Here is an 18,068-nt window from a genome sequence, read left to right as displayed (position 1 = left end):
CTTTATATGGCTGACCTGCGGTTAAGTGGCTGACCGGACATCGGATCCTCCTCGGTTCGGGCCTCACCTGGCAGGATCCGGATGCAGAAGCGCATGAACCGGGCGTGACGCGGGCGACCGCGCGCCCGGCGCGCGAACCGCGCCGTCATGGCGTGGTCGACTCCGCCCGCACCGTTCGTCACCGGTCCGCACGAGGGGAGGGACCGGTGGCCAACGGTGCGGCGTGTGACGATCCTCGGGTTTCGACGGAGATGACGGTGACCGCCCCCAGCCCTGGCCCCGCGCCCGGCCCCGCGCCAGGAGGCGGGTCTCCTGCCGCGGAAGGCGGAGGCTCCCCGCTACGGCTCGGTGCCGCGGAAGACGGGCGGGGTCCCGCTACCGCTCGGTGCCGCGGAAGATGGCGGGGTCCCGCTACCGCTCGGTCGGGCCCGGCTCGGTCGGGCCCGGCTTGGTCGAGCCCGGCTGGGTCGTCGGGATCCGGTGGGTGAAGAACAGGGCGAGGAGAGCGGCGAGCGCGAGGACGGCGAGGGCGGCGCGCAGGCCGTCGAGTCGCGCCTCCGCGTTCGCGTCGAGCGCGGCGTCGGTCACGGCCGCGCTCGCGTCGGCGTCCTGGAGGACGGTCTTGAGCTGGGCGTCCGACAGGAAGGGCACCCCGCTCTGGAGCTGGACGGCCGCCTCGCTCTTGACCCGATCCGGGACCGCCGGGCTCTGTTCGACGCTGGTCAGGAACGAGGTGGTGAGCGTGGCGATCATGATCGAACCGGCGAGTGCCGTACCGATGGAGGCGCCGAGGTTGGTGACGGAGTTCTGGACGCCGCCGACCTCCGCGCTCTGCTCGTCCGGCACCGCGGAGACGGTGACCGAGCCGAGCTGGGAGGCCAGCGCGCCCATGCCGAGACCGATCAGCAGCAGCGGGATCGTGACGATCTCCGCGCCCGCGTCCGCGTCGAGCGCGGCCATCAGGATCACCGCCCCCGCGCACATCGCGAGGATCCCGTACCGCACGACCCTGCGCGGTGAGACGTCCGGGAGGAGCCGCGGGATCAGGATCGCGGCGGCCAGCAGGGTCAGCGAGAGCGGCAGGATGCGCGCGCCGGTCTTGAGCGCCGACAGGCCGAGCGCGACCGACAGATAGAGCGGTACGACGAAGAAGACGCCCATCTGTACGAGGTACTGGAAGAAGAACATCGTCAGGCCGCCGGTGAGCTGCTTGTTCTCCAGCAGGGCCGGCTGCACGAGCGGCTCCCTGCCCCGGCCGACGAGCCGGCTCTCCCAGCGGAGGAACACCCAGATCAGGAACAGGCCCGCGAGCATCAGCCAGACGACCGGCGAGACTCCCAGCCAGGAGGGTGCGTCGGGTTTCGGCCGGAACCAGCCCCACTCGGACGAGCGCAGGACGCCGAACACGAAGATCCCGAGCCCCAGGGCGGAGAGCACGGCCCCGGCGAGGTCGATGCGCGGCCGCCGGTCGGGCACCGCGTCGGCGGCCCGCCGGGCCAGCACCAGGATGCCGAGCACGAGGATCACCTCCCCGGCGAACACCCAGCGCCAGGAGAAGTAGGTGGTGGCCACGCCTCCGATGAGCGGCCCGAGCGCGATGGCGACCGCCCCGGCGGCGGCGACGAGTCCGTAGGCGGCGGGGCGGCGTTCCACCGTGAAGTTGCCGGCGACGAGCGCCACGATCGCGGGCAGGATCAGCGCCGCCCCGATCCCCTCCAGGAGCGACCATCCGACCATCAGCACCGGCAGGTTCGGGGCGAGAGCCGTGGTCAGCGACCCGCATCCGTAGATGACGCAGCCGATCATGAAGGCCCGCTTGCGGCCGATCAGCGCGCCGACCTTGCCGCCGGGGATCATGAGCATCGCCATCACGAGGGTGTACGCCGTGATCGCGCCCTGGATGCCGGTCACGGTCGAGTCCACGTCCTCGGCCACCGTGGCGATCGACACGTTCATGACGGAGCTGTCGAGCGCCATCAGGAACTGCCCCGCCGCGAGCGTCAGCAGGACGATCCGCGCCGTCTTCGAACTGCCGTGCGTATCCGCTGTGGGGGGCATGGTCGCATTCTCGCCACGCTCCCGCGGAACGCGTCGGCGACCCGCGGGCGGGGTCAGCCGGGTGGCGGCTCGCCGGGCTCCCGAGGAACGCGTCGGCGACCCGCGGGCGGGGTCAGCCGGGTGGCGGCTCGCCGGGCTCCCGCAGAACGCATCGGCGACCCGCCAATGGAGTCAGCCGGGTGGCGGCTCGCCGGGCTCGCCGCGACCCGGCCGCCCAGGCGTCAGCGTTCCCGCGGGGCCGTGATGACTTCTTCGGTGATGCGCGGGGTACGGCACTGCCCCTCGGAGCCGGTGGCGTGGCCGGGGCCTGTGGCGTGGCCGGGGCCGGGAGATCACCCGAGGCGGGTGAAGTCCGCGGAGCGGATCCCTGGTGCCCTGGAAGCGGACACACCGGCGATACGGCAGGCGTCCGGGCACGCGGACCGGCCGACGCCGACCGCGCTCCCGTCGATCGAGGCGCGGGCACGCGGACCGCTCATGACCGGCCGAAGGGAGCCCGCACCCCCGCAACCACGCCATGGCCATGACCTTCGCCGACGCCCCGGGCGTCCGGCGAGACCACCCCACGGAGCCGCAGCCATGACCGACAACCAACTGGACGGACACGACGTGCGGCACCGCGCCCCGCAGGAACGGGCCGCGCTCGGCAAGGCCGCGCGGGCGACCGCGCCCCGCTCCAGCCACGCCGAGTTCGCGCCCGGACCGAAGCGGCCGGACCCGCTGAAGATCATCGAGAGGCAGTCGGCGACCCGGCTGCCCGGCCTCGTGCCGATCCGCTACAGCAGGATGTCCGAGTCCCCGTTCCGGTTCTACCGGGGGGCCGCCGCCATCATGGCGTCCGACCTCGCGAACACCCCGACGACGGGGCTGCGCACCCAACTGTGCGGTGACGCACACATGTTGAACTTCCGGCTGCTGGCCTCACCCGAGCGGCGCCTCATGTTCGACATCAACGACTTCGACGAGACGCTGCCGGGTCCCTGGGAGTGGGACGTCAAGCGCCTGGCCTCGAGCCTCGTCATCGCGGGCCGGGCGAACGGCTTCAGCACCAAGCAGCGGGCCTCGATCGTACGGGCCACCGTGCGGTCGTACCGGGAGAGCATGCGGTCCTTCGCCGGACTCGGCAACCTGGCCGTCTGGTACGCCCAGTTCGATGTCAACTGGGTACGGGACAAGTTCGGGGCGGACCTGTCCGCGCGGGGCCGCGAGCGGTGGGCGCAGGCCGTGACCAAGGCGCTCTCGCACGACACCCTCCAGGTCTTCGACAAGCTCACCCACGTCGTCGACGGCAGGCGCCTCATCGCGCCGGACCCCCCGCTCATCACCCGTCTCGACGACCTGCTTCCCGGTGAAGGCCGAGGCGGCGACGTGGAGAAGGGCATCCGCCGGCTGATCGAGCGCTACGGCCAGTCCGTCCAGTCGGACCGGCGGTACCTGCTGGAGCAGTACCGGGTGGCCGACATGGCCCGCAAGGTCGTCGGCGTGGGCAGCGTGGGCACCCGCTGCTGGATCGTGCTGCTGCTCGGCAGGGACGACGAGGATCCGCTGTTCCTCCAGGCCAAGGAGGCCGACGAGTCGGTGCTGGCGCCCTTCGCCGGGGCGAGCACGTACCGGACGCAGGGCGAGCGGGTGGTCGCCGGACAGCGGCTGATGCAGGCCACCAGCGACATCTTCCTGGGCTGGGAGCGCGTCGAGGGCATCGACGGCCGGCGACGGGACTTCTACGTACGGCAGTTGCGGGACTGGAAGTGGGTCGCCGTGGCCGAGGACATGGTGCCCCGCGGCATGCGCACCTTCGGCGCGCTGTGCGGCGCGACGCTCGCCCGTGCCCACGCGAGGTCCGGCGACCGGATCGCCATCGCCGCCTATCTGGGCGGCGGCGACAGCTTCGACCGGGCGCTGGTGACCTTCGCCGAGCAGTACGCCGACCAGAACGAGCGCGACCACGAGGCACTCGTCACCGCCGTCAAGGAGGGGCGACTGCCGGCCCAGGAGGCCGCCTGAAGGCGGGCGGTCCCGGCGGGTGCGGAGGCGGCTCACAGCGGCACCCGCACCCGCCGGGACATCGACACGGCCGGCGGAGGAACGGCGACCTCCACCCCGAGCCGGAAGGCGGGCTCTCGGCGGGGGTCACCCGCCGTACCAGGTCCGCCCAGGTGGCCTGGAGGCGTGCGACGGGGGCCCCGCACGCGACGTGCAGGTAGTCCGTCGTCTCGAAGTTCGTGAAGGCGAGCAGGGCGTGCGCGAGCATGTCGTGGTCCCCGTCGACTCCGGCTTCTTCGAGAAGGGCCGAGACGTGACGGTGGAAGGCGCGGCCGGTGCCGGAGGCGTGGCGGCGCTCGTGGATCACCTGACGCCCCAGCGCGGCGCCCAGGTCCGTCTCGGCCGCGATGCGCTCGATCAGCGCACAGCCGAACGCCACCAGCCGCTCCCTGGCAGGGGCACCAGGTCCGAGCGGCGGGGCACCGCGGACGTACGCCTCCCGGAACTCGGCCTCCGCCTCGCCTAGGAGGGCGAGCAGGAGCGCGTCGCGGTCGCCGAACCGGCGGAACAGCGTGCCCTTTCCCACCCCGGCCGCCTCCGCGACCGCCTGCATCGTCACGTGCTCGGCCCCTCGCTCGGCCACCAGCCGGGCGGCCGCCTCCAGCAGCCGGGCACGATTGCGGGCGGCATCGGCCCGCTCGGCGGGGACGTGGTCCGGAGCCTCCATCAGGTGCCCCCACAGGGCCGGTACGCCGTGTGGGTCGTGTCTTCGTCGGTGGGTGTCACCCGCTGAGCCGCCGCGACGCCGGCGGAACGACAGGCCCGGGTCCGAGGTCCCGGAGCGGGCCGTCGTCATGGACCCGCGTCTTCCTGGGGCGTGGGGGAGTAGGTTGGGGGAGCGAGGATCCTTCGTACACCGGCGTTCAGGCCGGTCTCGTCCTCCTGGTTCGACCACACCGGGTGCTCCGCGCTCGAGGCAGGTTCCGCCTTATGGCAGCCGAAGCCGCTCACCGGTCCGATCGTGCCTCGGCCGCGCCGAGGGTGTCGTCGTACCCGGCGGTCGCCCGGCAGGTCGCCGACGCGCTCCGCTGGTTCTTCGCCTGTGACGACACCGGAAGCTCTCCGCCGAGGCGCGAGGACGACGGCTCGCGCGGGCACCCGTTCATGGACGGCGGAAGCCGCTGAAGGCCGCCCCCGCGGCCCTGCGTCCCCCGGGCAGGGGCTCCCCCGGGCAGGGGCAACGCTTCCCCTGGCCGCGCTCTCTCCGGAGGGATCCATCCCCGCCAGGGCAAAAAGGGGCTGGCGATTCACGCCCACCGGCCACCGCCCACTGATCCGACCGCCGAAGGCGGCCGACAGGAGCAGATATGACCACCGCGCTGCAGCCCCCGCTTCCGTCCCAGCCCCTCCTCCGCCTGAGCCTGGCGCCCCGCGGCACCATGCCACGGCCCATCGACGGCGCATGGTGGCCCCGTTCCTACGACCTGCTCTCCGAACTCCCCCGTCTCCTGGGCGGACTGCCGCCCGAATGGGGCCAGATCACCAGCGTCACCGTCAGCGGGTCGAAGTGGTCCGCGACGCCCGGCCGGACCCTCGTCTGCAACCAGGTCGTACGACTGCGCAGAACCGTGACGACATCCGCCCCGGACACCGTCGTCCTGCTCGCGCCCGGCCAAGGGCGCTGGGACCTGCTGGTCGTCCCTCCGGACACCACCGAGCGGGCCGCACAGTCGTCCATGGCAGCCGCGGCAGACGTTCACTCCTGACAGACCGGTCGACGGGCCGGCGGACGGACCGGTCGGCGGACGGACCAGTCGGCGGACCGGCCGGCGAAGTCCGTTCGCCTTGTCACCGGCGATCGGGCCGCACGTCCACGAGTCCCGGACGGCACCGCGGCGATGCGGACGCATGGACGCATGGACGCATGGACGTACGGACGCATGGACGCATGGACGCGGTCAGTCCGCCGCCGCGGCCTCCGTCGGTGGGCGGGAGACCGGCAGAAGACGTGAGCGGCTCACCGTGAAGCCCACCGCGGCGCCACCGCCGGGCCGCGTACCCGCCGACACGGATCCGCCGTGGGACCCCGCGACGTCGTGGACGATGGCGAGGCCGAGTCCGGAGCCGGGCAGGCCGCGAGCGCTGTCGGCCCGGTAGAAGCGGTCGAACACGCGCCGCGTGTCGTCGGCGGCGATGCCGGGCCCCCGGTCATGGACGGTGACCGCTCCCCGGCGGATGTGCACCTCGATGGGCTCGTCGCCGTCGGCGTCGAACTTGGCCGCGTTCTCCAGCAGATTGCCCACCGCGCGTTCGAGGCCCTGGGGGCGGCCGCGGACCACGGAGTCGTCGGCGTCGACATGGACCAGGCGTCCGGTGCGCCGGTACACGCGTCGCGCCGCCCGCCGCGCCACCTCGGCCAGGTCCACGGATTCCTCGGCCTCCTCGCGACCGCCCGCCAGGGCCAGTTCGACGAGTTCGTCGACGAGGTGACCGAGTTCGCGCGTCTCGTGCTGGACGTCGTCGAGGAGCCGGTCGCGGGAGTCGGGGGACAGCTCGGCGGCGCGATGCAGCACGGTGGCGTTGGCCAGCAGGCTGGTCAGCGGAGTCCGTAGCTCGTGGGCGGCGTCGTGCACCAGCCGTTCCTGGGCCTCGCGGGCGGCGACCATGCGGCCGAGCATCCTGCTGAAGGACGCGGAAAGCCGCCCGACCTCGTCACGTCCGCCCACCGGTTCCGCGGCGTCGTGAGCGACCCGGCCGTCCGTGCTGACCTCCTCGGCGACTTCGGCCAGCCGGGCCAGCCGTCGGGTGACGCGTCCGGCGAGCAGCCGGCCCGCGGCCGCCGCCACGAGCATCACCGCCAGACTGACCGCCGCGATCTGCCGCGCCATGCCGGCCAGCACCTGGCGGGTCTGGTCGACCTGGACGGCCACCTGCAGGGCGCCGCGGCTTTCGCCGAGTGCGGTCGTCAGCAGGCGGTAGCTGTGACCGCCCGCGTCGATCTCGGTGATGTCCGACTGTCCGGCCTCGCCGGAGGCGGCGAGGGCGCGCGCGGCGTCGGACACCGGCAGCTTCGCCAGGGGGCCGCTCAGGCGGATGGGCGTCCCGTCCCGGCCCACGGCCTGCAGGACCGGCTGCGGTGCCGCTTCACCCCCGGGGGCGGGCAGGTCCAGCCCGGGAAAGGGGGCAGGGGTCCGACTGCCGGGATCCTGGCCGCCGGGGCTTTGGCCGACGGGATCCTGGCCGTCGGGACTCTGACCGCCGGGGCTTTGGCCGACGGGATCCTGGCCGTCGGGACTCTGACCGCCGGAGCTTTGGCCGACGGGATCCTGGCCGTCGGGACTCTGACCGCCGGAGCTTTGGCCGACAGAGTCCTGACTGCCGGGGTTCTGGCTGACCCGGTCGGCCGGAGTCTGTTCCTGGCGCTTCTCCATGCCACGGGTCAGGGCCACGGTGGTCGACCGCAACGTCCGGTCGACCTCCGCGAACACGCTGTCGGAGGCGGCGAGGTAGCTCAGCGCACCGACCGTCACCGCCACCACGGCACCGACGGCGGCGAAGGCGAGCGCGAACCGCGAGCGCAGGCTCACGGCCGCCGCGCCGCGTAACCCACGCCGCGTACCGTGCGGATCAGGTCGGGTGCCCCGGCATCGGTGAGCTTGCGCCGCAGATAGCCGATGTATCCGGCGAGGTTCTTCGCGTCCACACCGGCGTCGGGACCCCAGACGCTCCGGTAGATCGACGCATGGTCCAGGACGAGCCCCTCGTCGCGCACCAGCAGCTCCAGCAGGTCGAACTCGGTTCTGGTCAGGCGGAGTTCCGCCGCCCCCCACCAGACGCGACGCGTACCGGGGGAGATGCGCAGTGACGCCATCCGCAGCACGTCACGGGAGCGCGCGCCCTCCGCGCCCTCGTCGCCCTCCCTCTCCCTGGTCCTGTCGGCCGGCGAGGTGGGCGAGGTGGGCGAGAGGGGCGAGGTGGGCGATGCCGTCAGCACGGCCCGGCGCAGGAGCGCCCTCAGCCGCGCGAGCAGTTCGGGCACCTCGAAGGGTTTGGGCAGGTAGTCGTCGGCGCCGGCGTCCAGACCGTGCGCCAGGTCGGGGATCCCGGCGCGTGCGGTGAGCATCAGCACGGGGGTGCGGTCACCGTCGGCGCGCAGCACACGGCACACGGCCACACCGTCGATGTGCGGCATCATCACATCGAGGACGAGCGCGCTGAAGGACTCCCTGCGGGACAGGACCAGGGCTTCCACGCCGTCACCGGCGGTGACGACGTCGTACCCCTCCAGCTCCAGTGTCCGCTCGACGGCTTCGCGGACGGCACGATCGTCATCGGCGACGAGGACGCGTTCCGGCATGCGGGCATGCTCGCACAGCGTTCTGTGAGCTCCTTCTCATCCAATTCCGGACTGGCTCCGGCCGTGCTCTGAGACCCCTCTCCCACGATGGAGGACCCCACCGTCCTCAGGCCACAGGAGTCCCATGTCCTCCCACACACGCCCCGTTCTGCGCCGGCCCGTGGTGCTCGCCGCGTGCCTCAGCGTCGCCCTCGGTACCGTCGGCTATCTCGCGTTCGACCCGGGGTCCGCCTCCGCGACGGTCGCCAAGCAGGCGGTCCCGGCCTCCGCGGCCCGCACCGGAGCCGGTGGCGCCAACACCGCCGAGGTCGTGAAGGCCGCCGACGCCTTCCTCGCGACGCTGTCCGACGAACAGAAGGACGCCGTCCTCTACGACTTCGACGACGAGGCGAAGAAGACCGGCTGGTCGAACTTCCCGACGCCCGTCGTCGAGCGCAACGGCCTGAAGCTGGGCGACCTCACCGACGCGCAGGACGCGGCGGCCATGAAGGTCATGGAGGCGGCGCTCAGCAAGCAGGGTTACGAGGAACTCGTCGAGATCCGCAAGGCGGACGACTACCTCGCGTCGCTGTCGGACGGCGAGGACACCGGTGACAGCGCGTCGGCCTCCCCCACCGCCACCCGCACGCCTCCCTCCGGAGCCCCGACCGACGGCGCCACCGGCGGCCCCGGCGGGCCCGGCGGCGGCGGAGGCGGCGCCAACTTCGGCTCGGAGTGGTACTACCTCTCCTTCTTCGGACAGCCCAGCAAATCCGGCGAGTTCACCGTCCAGTACGGCGGTCACCACGCGGCTTACAACATCACCTACGCCGGCAACAACGTGACCATGTCACCCACCCTGACCGCGGTCGAGCCGGAGGAGTTCATCCTCGACGACAAGGCCTACGCCCCGCTCGCGGACAAGAGGGCCGCCACCATCGGCGCCGTCCAGTCGCTCACCGCCGGCGAACTGGCCGCCGCCGAGATCGACGGCAGCTTCGACGACCTCTACCTCGGTCCGGGCAACGACGGCCCCTTCCCGACCGCACCCGAGGGCGTCCTCGTCAGCAGCCTCACCAAGAAGCAGCAGGCGAAGGTCACCGCGATGCTGCGCACCTGGGTCGACGACCTGGACGAGAAGGCCGCGGCACGGCTCCTGGCCAAGTACGTCGCCGAGTACGACGAGACGTACATCGGCTGGAGCGGCGGAACCACCATCGACAACGACCAGACGTACGTCCGTCTCGACGGGCCGTCCGCCTGGATCGAGTTCTCCAACCAGCCCGGTGCCTCGACCGACGAGATCCACCAGCACACGATCTTCCGGGACGAGACCTCCGACTACGGCTGGGAGTGACGTCCGTGCGCCGTCTCGTCTCCGCCCTGCTGCTCTCGGCGTTCCTGCTGGTCGGCGGCCTCGCGTCGCCGGCCGCCGCCCACCCGATGAGCACCTCGGCCGTTCTGCTCGACATCCGTGACGACCGGGTCGAGGGCGAGGTGCAGCTGCCCATCGACCGCCTGGCGATCGCCGTAGACCGCGATCTCACCGGCACCAGCGTGCTCGGCGAGGACCGGTCCTTCCTCAAGCGCTACACGGCGCAGCACATCAGCGCCGTCGGCGAGGACGGCAGCCCCTGGACCGTGGGGCTCGGCACGGCGTCGGTGCGGACGATCGACGGGACGGCGCACCTCGTCTACCCGCTCACCATCCGCCCGCCGGACGGACAGGTCACCGACTTCCGTCTGCGCTACGACGTCATCGTCGAGGAACTCCTCACCCACAAGGTCATCGCCACCGTCCGGTACGACTTCGACCGCGGCATCCTCAAGGCGGACGACGCCGAGACCCTCGGCGTCCTCGACTGGGACACCAAGAGCCTGCGGGTCCCGGCCGACGAGGGTTCCTGGCTGAAGGGCTTCGTCACCACGGCGGGGCTCGGCATCGAGCATGTCGGTGAGGGCGCGGACCACCTGCTGTTCCTGCTGATGCTGCTCGTCCCCGCCCCGCTGGTGGCCGTCGGCGGCCGATGGCGCACCGGGGCCACCAGGGTCGCAGGGGCTGACGGAGTCGCCGAGGCCACCGGGGCTGCCGCAGTCACATCGCCGCGCCGCAGTCTCGTACGCGTCGTGCACGTCGTGTCGGCGTTCGCCCTGGGCCACTCGCTCACCCTCGCCCTGGCCGCCTCGGGAGTGATCCACGTCCCGTCACGACCGGTCGAGACGCTCATCGCCCTCTCCATCGCCGTCTCGGCGGTCCACGCGATTCGGCCGCTGGTGGCGCGCGGCGAGGTGCTCATCGCCGCGGGTTTCGGGCTCGTCCACGGCCTCGCCTTCGCCTCGCTCATCGGCGACCTCGGCCTGGACCGCGGGTCGCTCGTGACCACGCTGCTGGGCTTCAACCTGGGCATCGAACTGACCCAGTTGCTCGTCGTCGTCCTGATCATGCCGTCCCTGATCGTGCTGTCCCGCACGACCGTCTACCCGGCGTTCCGCATCGGAGTGGCCGCCATCGGGCTCGTGTTCTCGGTGTCCTGGATGCTCGAACGCGCGACGCTGACCGCCGGCGACCCGTTCGAGGGCGCTCAGACATGGCTGGTCGGGCACCCTCTGCTCGTCGCCGGCGCGGTCGCGACCCTCGCCGTCGCGGCTCGCGTCCGATGCGGGGTGCCCTGGGCGGCGACCGGAAAGTAGGCCCTGCCCGCGCGTTGCGTCGAAAGGCTCCGACGGCCATTCGAAGATCAGGGCCGGGCCCGGCTCGCCGCCACTCTCCACGTCAGTTCGCCATCTCAGTTCGTCATGTCAGTTCGTCATGTCAGTTCGTCATGTCAGTTCGCCGCGTCACTTTCAGAGGCACCCTTCGACCCGCCCTTGGAGGTGGCGGCATCCCAGATCCCCGCCGCCACGCTCTGCGCGAACTCCGTCGGCGAGGGCTCGTTCGGCAGCTGCGCGGGCACCGTCGTGCCCTTCTTGCTGCCTGCCCGGTCGGCGAACAGCGCGACCGTCAGGGCGAGTCGGCCGTCGTACCCGGTGGTCCACACGGTCCGCCGGGTGATCCCGCCGCCCGCTCCGGCGATGGCGAAACCCTTCGCTTCCGTGGAGCCTGCGGCGGCATCGGCATCGGCATCGGCATCGGCATCGGCATCGACGGCGACGGCGACGGGCGTCGGCCCGGCCCCGGATCGCGCGCCCGCCACCAACGCCTCCTTCTCGTCCAGGACCTGCCGCACGTCCGGACCCGCCCGGTAGACGGTGCGGCCCTCCCGTGTGATGCGCGCGACGGTGTACGGGCTGGTGTACCTGCCGTCCGCGGCCACCGTCGCGTACGCCGATGCCAGGTCCAGCGGGGTCGGCGCCGGCATCTTCAGCAGCTTGCCCAGCGGCTCGCCCGCGTGCTCCACCTCGCTGAACGGATCCAGTGCCGTCCCCGCCTCCACCGCCCCGCTCACCGCGTCGTTGAACGACTGCCGCGCGTAGTCCGAGCCCCCGTACAGCACCCGCACCGCTCCGTCGCCGGGCACCATGCCCACTACGGCGGTGTGCACCCGCACGCCCTTCCTGCCCCCCGGATGCCTCTGCACCAGTTGGGTGGCGCTGTCCTGCAGCGCCAGATCGAAGGTGGTCGTCACGCTGTAGCCGCCGCTCGCGAGCCGGTCCTCGGTGATGCCGAGCCGGTCGGCGGCCTCCTTCGCGGCGACGTCGATCAGGTACTGCCGCTGCCCCTCGGTCTCGCCCGGCGGATAGAACCGGAACGCCGGGAAACGCGCCGCGGCCCGCTGCTTCGCCGTGATGCTCCCGCTCGCGGCCATCGCGTCGAGCACCCACTCCCAGCGGTTCTCCAGCTTCGCCGTCACCTTCGGATCGGAGCCCGCCTTCTCGTAGTACGAGGGGATGTTGAGGATGGACGCCAGCGCGGCACCCTGCGCGACCGTCAGGCTCTTCGCGTCCACGCCGAAGTAGTTGCGCGCGGCGGACTGGATCCCGGCGGCACCCCGCCCGAAGTACACGGTGTCGAGATAGCCCTCGAGGATCTCGTCCTTGGTGCGGGTGCGGTCCAGCTTGATCGCGATGAGCGCCTCACGCGCCTTGCGGGCCAGCGAGTGTTCCGGGCTCAGCAGCGCGTTCTTCACGTACTGCTGGGTGATGGTGGAGCCGCCCTGCGGGTCGCCGCCCGTCAGCGTCGCCAGCGCGGCCCGCGTGATGGCCTTCGGCGAGATCCCGCTGTCCGTCCGGAAGGAACGGTTCTCCGCGGCGATCACCGCCTCCTGCACATGCCGGGGGACCGCGGACAGCGGGATGTCCTGCCGGTCGACCGGTCCGCGCCGGCCCAGATAGGCGCCGTCCGCGTCGAGGAACACGGTGCTCTGGGTGACGGTCTCCGGGTGTGGCTTCGGAATGGACGTCAGGTGGTACGCCACGACGGCCGCCGCGCACAGCGTCGCGAGCAGCGTGAGGAAGGCGTAGAACAGCCGGCGAAGCCGCCGGCCCCGGTTGCGCCGGAGCCGGATCCGCAGCGGCGCGCGCTCACGGTGCCGGCGCCCCGACAGCATCCCCTTCCTCGGCCGCCGTGCCGTGCGCGCCGGTCGCGGCAGCCCGTCCACCCCGCTCCTGTCCCCGTTCCCGTCGCCGGTCCCGGTCCCGTGCCCGTCGCCGGTCCCGTTCCAGTGCCCGTCCCGGGTCCCGTTCCCGTGCCCGTCCCGGGTCCCGGTCTCGTGCCCGTCCTCGCCCCGGGTCCTGTCCTCGCCCCGGGTCCCGTCCCCGTCCCCGTCCCTCTTCCCCTTCGTCCTCCCGCTCCCGATCACGTTCATATCCGCCACCACTCACGGTCCGACCGTGCGGCGACCCTGCCCGAGGCGTCGTACACGGTGACGATCCGCTCGTCCCCTCCCAAGGAGAAAAGCGCCTCCACGTTCTTCCCCGGCAGTGGCGTGCTCACGTACCACATGCCCCACCCCGGACTGCCCGCGAGGACGAGGACCTTCGCGGTGGTCCTGCCGCCGTCGCCGGTTCTCACCTCGACGCGGCCCGGCTCGCCGCTCAGACCGTGGAAGAGACCCGACAGGAAGAACCCGCCGTTCACGCTGTCCATCCGCAGGGAGACGCCCGGTTCGCCGAGTGGGTGGTCGCTGTCGTCCCCACGGAGGTTCACGGGCACCGACCAGTGCCCACCGTCGGCGGTCAGCCAGATCCGTACCCCCGCCCCGACGGTCACCCGCTCACCCGGCGCCACGACCCGGATCGGGCTCGTGGCCTGACGGCTGCCGTCCCCCGGCCGGGCTCCGGACGTCCCGTCCTGCGCACCGCCGCCCCCGAGACGGTCGGCGGCGAGGAGGGCGACGGGTGTGAGCAGTGCCGCGCACGCGACCGAGGCCACGGCAAGGCGACGCCGTCGCCGGGTGCGGCCCCCCGCCTGGATGTCGGAAAGAGGCACCTCGGACGGGACGACGCTCCGGGCGGCGCTACGGGTGAACACCTCGCGCAGCTGACCGGGGTCGCTGCCGGCCTCCTTCAGACCGTGTCTGGCATGGGCGCGTACCGCCCCCACCGAGCAGCCCAGCAGCTGGGCGATCTCCGCGTCCGCCAGCCCCTCCCAGACCCGCAGCACCACAACGGCCCGTCGGCGCGCGGCCCGTCGTCCGCGCAGCCGACGCAGGTGGTTGCGCACCAGGCAGCGCCGCACATGGAAATCCACGTCGTTGCGCGGAACGCGTCGCCACCGCGCGCACATCCGCACCAGCGTTCTCCTCGCCAGTTCCTCCGCGGCACCGGGATCGTCGGTGAGCAGCCGAGCGGTCACGACCAGCCGGGACCAGTGCGTCCGGGCGTACGTGGCGAAGTCGTGGCCGGCGGCGGCGACCACCACGGGGCGGGCGGGGCGGGCGGGGCGGACGGGGAGTACGTCGGGGGTCGGTGGCACGTGGGCGGTCCTTCGGCTCGGGAACTCGGTCGTGGCCGGACGCATGAGGCCGTCCGTCCTGGTCGGGCAACCGTTCGGTCGTACAAGTAGGTTGAGCAGGCAGTGAGCCGACGCCGTCAGGGGAGAGGGAGCCTGGAGTCCGTGTACGCCGTCTTCCCGGTGGGGTTGCGATTCGCCGGCTGCGACCTACGCGACCTACGCGACCTGTACGCACGACGGAGGTGGCGAGGTTGCAAGGAAAGGGCAGAGATTCCGGTGGGGGCATGACCGAGGACGAGTTCGACGCTTTCTACGCGACCGCGTTCCCCCGGCTGACCGGACAGCTCTACGCCTTCACCGGAGACCACGGCGAGGCCCAGGACGTCGTACAGGAAGCGTTCGTACGGGCCTGGGACCGGCGACAGCACTTCCTGTCGGACAGCGCTCCCGAGGCGTGGATCCGCACGGTGGCCATGCGGTTGGCGGTGAGCCGCTGGCGGCGCGCGAGGCGCTGGCTGGAACTCGTGCGGCGTACTCCGCCACCCGAATCCACCCCGGGCCCGGGCCCCGAGCGCACCGCGCTCGTGGCCGCCCTGCGCGAACTGCCCCAGGCCCAGCGGATGGCGATCGTACTGCACCATTTGTGTGACCTGAGTGTGGAGCAGGTAGCCTCCGAGACCGGCGCGCCCGTGGGGACGGTCAAGGCGAGGCTGTTCCGGGGGCGGGCAGAACTGGCGAAGCGACTCACGGAGGACGAGGCCGACAAAGGCGTGGACGAGGCCGACAACGGCGTCGACGAGGTCGACGGGCCGGTCCGAAAGGAGAGCCGCCGTGTCCGATGAACTGTCGGCCGCGCTACGTGAGTTGGCCGCCACCCGGGCGACCGCTCCGATCGTCGGCGGCCCCGCGACACGTGCTCGGGCGACGCGCCGCAGGCGCCGCCGCCGTGCCGCCGCCACCCTGGGCGCGGGGACCGCGGCCCTCGCGCTGGTGGGCTTCGCCCTGACCCTGCATCTCGGCGAGGACCCGGACCACCCGGCCGGGCGCGGAACCTCCGCCGGGGCATCCTCAGGTTCCGCCCCGCCGTCGGCGGCCACCCCGGTAACCGTCTCCGGCACGCTCGACCTGCCCGGGAGCGGCCTCACGTTCGGCGGCCGGGTGATGCCGGTCCTCTCGACGTTCGACCTCTCGCCCGGGCCCACGAGCACGACCCCGATGACGGTGGTCGCGAAGCCGGTCCGGATAGCACTGGCCGCCGACCTGCCCTCCGAAGGACGCACCGTGGTGAACGTCGCGTACGCGGTCGAACTGCGCGACAAGAAGGGCGGCCTGCTCTACGTCGGCGCCTTCGCCCCGGACTTCGAGGCCCGCGGTGACTACGACGCCTCAGGCGGCGTGATCGCCCTCAGCACCGAGGACGCCCAGTGGTTCCACGCCCACATCCGCCTCGGCACCAGCATCTCGGTAACCCCCGTCCCAACCCCGACAGCCACCCCCTCCCCCTACACCCCCTCCCCCTACACCACGGCCCCCGACACCACGCCCCCCGACAGCGCGGCCTCCGACACCACGGCCTCCGACACCACGGCCTCCCCATCGGCCGAGGCCCACATCGCACCCCCCGCCGCCGCCTCGGCGCCCACCGTGGAGGGAACGGCGCAGGACCGGGGCTGAAGCCCGCACGGCGGCTCGCACCGACGCCCCTCCCCTCTCCTCCCCTCCCCGTCCGGTGCGCCTGCGCTGCACTCGGCGATGTCTGGCGTGACTCGCCGGACCTACGGATCCACGCGTGTCTCGTCGTCGCCCCGGCGGTGCTCGCCACGTGTGACCTGCGCCGAGGGTGAGGCCAAAGACACGGGACCGCATCGGGCCGAATGCGCTGAGCTGCTGTTGACGAGTGGTTGGCTAGGCCGCGGTTTCCGCGATGAGGACGGCGACGGTGATCGGGCCCGGGGCGCCAGCGGTGGCTGCGTCGGCTACTGCGACCCGGACGGCGCGGGCGACTTCCAGCGTCCGGTGTACGTGACTCTTGATGGCAGAGCCAACAGCCATTCGCCGTGTTCAGTGCGCGCTTCAACGACCTCATCTGCATCGTTCGCCAGGGCTCCGTGACATCCAGTAACGCCTGGCGCTCGTCGACAGCTGTCTCGCAGCGGCCGGCCGCACCTTCCTCCCGCATATCCCACAACGACAACCTGAGTTCGAGCCCAGCGAAGCGAACCTGTGCATCAGCCGAACGGAGCAGTTCGGCGCGCCGATGGCCGACGAGAAGTCAAGGATAAGTGCATGAGCATTCGGCCATGGGTGATCGTGGAGCCACCCGACAGCCGCGGTATTCGCAAGATCACAATCAATGGAAGCACTGTGGGCAGCGCGTGGTCCCTGCGTGAGATGCGGCAGGTGCTCCGTCGCCACAACTACCCCGACAACATGGACATCGAGGACCAGGCGTGCGTCTACTGGCGTGGCGGTGACAGCAGTGCATGGCCTGACAACGCCTGGAGACGCCATGTAGTCATAACCTTGATGGGCGTAGGGCTGTTCGGCTCGATGGCTATGCACGTAGTAATCGGCTGGCCGGATGCCCTGGGAGCCCTTACCTTCGCCCAGCGTCTGGTTGGAATCCTGTTCCTATTGGCAGCTGCGGAGCAGGGGATAGCTACGCTCGCAGTCGTCGATCACTGGGGCAAGCGGCAGCTGAGATTTTCGGGATCTCTAGTACTTCTAGGAGTGCTCATCGCGCTGGCCACCTCAAGCCTTTTGCTGTTCCTGTGGCTTCAAGAGAGAGAGCTAATACCTGGCCTTCTCGCCTTCCTTTCGCTGTGGCTCTGGTCTCTATGGGCCCTCTGTGTCCTCATTCGCGAGAAGGTTTGGCAGCAGATACCGTATCCCAAGAAGTTTGCACTAGGGGTTGCGGTCACCGCGCTTCTCACAGCGATCAGCTTGGGGTATTCGACTCTTTATCAGCCCACGTCCACCCCTCTGCATATCGTCCTGAAGGCGGAATTCGGAAAGCCCGAAACTGGCCCTGATCTGCCCTATATACTCGTACCGCTCAGGCTCTACGCGAAGAATGACGGAGGCGTCTCTGCCATTATCCTCGTCGACGATTACACCGTGTACGGCCGCGCGGCCAAGTTCTCTGCAGCGGGGCAGAAGATGAAGGAGTGGAAGAAGGGCTGGGAGGATGACTGGTGGGGCCTGGAAGCGGGAAGATATGAAAGCAACGTCAAAGACACGCGAATCGCATCCGGGCAGTTCCAGGGGCCGGGATCGACGCTGGCGTCCGGAGAAGAATTCAGAAAGGAGGCGATGGTAAAATTCCCCAAGAAGACCGATTACGAAACGCTGGAAGCTCGCTTGCAGCTCGCATTCTTGAGGCGTGATCGCGGAAAGATTGACGATGGATTCTATTTCCCCAAGGCTTCCTGGCTGAAGAGGGAAGATGGATACTACTGCGACCCCAAAGAATGCATAGAACAGCTTATCTACTACGGCGGCGTGCGCCACAATAACAACCTGATAAATGTGACACGCAAGCCTCGACATGTTGTCGCTTTCTGGTCTCCAGAAGAGGAGCCGGACGCCTTGATTTCGTCGTTCAGCTTCAAGAACAGAAAGAAGAATGAATCCATCTATGAAGTTTATGGCAACCCTGAAGAATTGGAAACGGAAAGGAATAGATATGATCTCGGGTGGGTCGCCGTAAACTCGGAAGTACCCGTCCAGGGAATACTTAAGAATTCTAAGTCATAGACCGATCCTTCGTGCCTCCATCGACATTGAATGTGCCGAATG

General features: G+C 70.8%; 14 protein-coding genes. 8 read left to right on the top strand and 6 right to left on the bottom strand.

Annotation, left to right across the window (positions count from 1 at the left end):
* Positions 1 to 411: 411 nt before the first annotated feature.
* Positions 412 to 2,058 (bottom strand): MFS transporter, encoded by a 1,647-nt coding sequence (locus QQM72_RS35950; RefSeq protein ID WP_314224983.1) that lies wholly within the window; start codon positions 2,056 to 2,058, stop codon positions 412 to 414.
* Between the two features lie 579 nt (positions 2,059 to 2,637).
* On the opposite strand from QQM72_RS35950, the gene QQM72_RS35945 reads away from it, so the two are divergent.
* The gene (locus QQM72_RS35945) at positions 2,638 to 4,062 is read left to right on the top strand and encodes a DUF2252 domain-containing protein (protein WP_314224982.1); all 1,425 of its coding nucleotides are present in this window, start codon (positions 2,638 to 2,640) and stop codon (positions 4,060 to 4,062) included.
* Here QQM72_RS35945 and QQM72_RS35940 read toward each other — a convergent pair.
* Positions 4,025 to 4,768, bottom strand: a complete 744-nt coding sequence (locus tag QQM72_RS35940; RefSeq protein WP_314224981.1) for a TetR/AcrR family transcriptional regulator — start codon at positions 4,766 to 4,768, stop codon at positions 4,025 to 4,027. The genes QQM72_RS35945 and QQM72_RS35940 overlap by 38 nt on opposite strands.
* Positions 4,769 to 5,031: 263 nt before the next feature.
* Between QQM72_RS35940 and QQM72_RS35935 the strand changes: the two genes are divergently transcribed.
* The gene (locus tag QQM72_RS35935; RefSeq protein WP_314224980.1) at positions 5,032 to 5,226 is read left to right on the top strand and encodes a hypothetical protein; all 195 of its coding nucleotides are present in this window, start codon (positions 5,032 to 5,034) and stop codon (positions 5,224 to 5,226) included.
* Between the two features lie 182 nt (positions 5,227 to 5,408).
* On the top strand, positions 5,409 to 5,807 hold the full coding sequence (locus QQM72_RS35930; RefSeq protein ID WP_314224979.1) for a DUF5994 family protein: 399 nt from the start codon (positions 5,409 to 5,411) through the stop codon (positions 5,805 to 5,807).
* A 192-nt stretch (positions 5,808 to 5,999) separates the two neighbouring features.
* Here the strand turns inward: QQM72_RS35930 and QQM72_RS35925 are convergent, their stop codons facing one another.
* Both QQM72_RS35925 and QQM72_RS35920 read right to left on the bottom strand, forming a co-directional pair.
* Positions 6,000 to 7,628 (bottom strand): ATP-binding protein, encoded by a 1,629-nt coding sequence (locus tag QQM72_RS35925; protein ID WP_314224978.1) that lies wholly within the window; start codon positions 7,626 to 7,628, stop codon positions 6,000 to 6,002.
* Positions 7,625 to 8,398, bottom strand: coding sequence for a response regulator transcription factor (locus QQM72_RS35920; protein WP_314224977.1), 774 nt, complete (start codon positions 8,396 to 8,398; stop codon positions 7,625 to 7,627). Before QQM72_RS35920 ends, QQM72_RS35925 begins: the two co-directional genes overlap by 4 nt.
* A 124-nt stretch (positions 8,399 to 8,522) precedes the next feature.
* On the opposite strand from QQM72_RS35920, the gene QQM72_RS35915 reads away from it, so the two are divergent.
* Together QQM72_RS35915 and QQM72_RS35910 are read left to right on the top strand one after the other, a co-directional pair.
* Complete coding sequence (locus QQM72_RS35915; RefSeq protein WP_314224976.1) at positions 8,523 to 9,734, top strand: DUF3500 domain-containing protein; 1,212 nt, start codon at positions 8,523 to 8,525, stop codon at positions 9,732 to 9,734.
* Between the two features lie 5 nt (positions 9,735 to 9,739).
* Positions 9,740 to 11,068: a HupE/UreJ family protein gene (locus QQM72_RS35910; RefSeq protein ID WP_314224975.1), complete on the top strand. Its 1,329-nt coding sequence runs from the start codon at positions 9,740 to 9,742 to the stop codon at positions 11,066 to 11,068.
* Between the two features lie 134 nt (positions 11,069 to 11,202).
* Here the strand turns inward: QQM72_RS35910 and QQM72_RS35905 are convergent, their stop codons facing one another.
* Entirely contained in the window at positions 11,203 to 12,924 is a 1,722-nt protein-coding gene (locus tag QQM72_RS35905; protein ID WP_314224974.1) for a transglycosylase domain-containing protein, read from the bottom strand.
* 254 nt (positions 12,925 to 13,178) lie between these two features.
* Positions 13,179 to 14,291 (bottom strand): sigma factor-like helix-turn-helix DNA-binding protein, encoded by a 1,113-nt coding sequence (locus tag QQM72_RS35900; RefSeq protein ID WP_314224973.1) that lies wholly within the window; start codon positions 14,289 to 14,291, stop codon positions 13,179 to 13,181.
* Positions 14,292 to 14,554: 263 nt separating this feature from the next.
* Between QQM72_RS35900 and QQM72_RS35895 the strand changes: the two genes are divergently transcribed.
* The 3 genes from QQM72_RS35895 (at position 14,555) to QQM72_RS35885 (ending at position 18,026) form a co-directional block, all read left to right on the top strand.
* A complete protein-coding gene (locus QQM72_RS35895) occupies positions 14,555 to 15,112 on the top strand; it encodes a SigE family RNA polymerase sigma factor (RefSeq protein ID WP_314224972.1) in 558 nt (185 codons plus the stop codon).
* Positions 15,102 to 15,944 (top strand): hypothetical protein, encoded by an 843-nt coding sequence (locus tag QQM72_RS35890; protein WP_314224971.1) that lies wholly within the window; start codon positions 15,102 to 15,104, stop codon positions 15,942 to 15,944. The genes QQM72_RS35895 and QQM72_RS35890 overlap by 11 nt, the downstream gene beginning before the upstream one ends.
* A 612-nt stretch (positions 15,945 to 16,556) precedes the next feature.
* Positions 16,557 to 18,026 carry a Yip1 family protein gene (locus tag QQM72_RS35885; RefSeq protein ID WP_314224970.1) on the top strand — a complete coding sequence of 490 codons (1,470 nt, stop codon included), beginning with the start codon at positions 16,557 to 16,559 and terminating at the stop codon, positions 18,024 to 18,026.
* Positions 18,027 to 18,068 lie beyond the last annotated feature (42 nt).

Origin of the sequence: Streptomyces zaehneri, from assembly GCF_032248645.1 — a bacterium.
Taxonomy (GTDB): domain Bacteria; phylum Actinomycetota; class Actinomycetes; order Streptomycetales; family Streptomycetaceae; genus Streptomyces; species Streptomyces coriariae.
The sequence above is the reverse complement of the archived record's forward strand: the minus strand, read 5'-3'. Positions and strand labels throughout refer to the sequence as shown.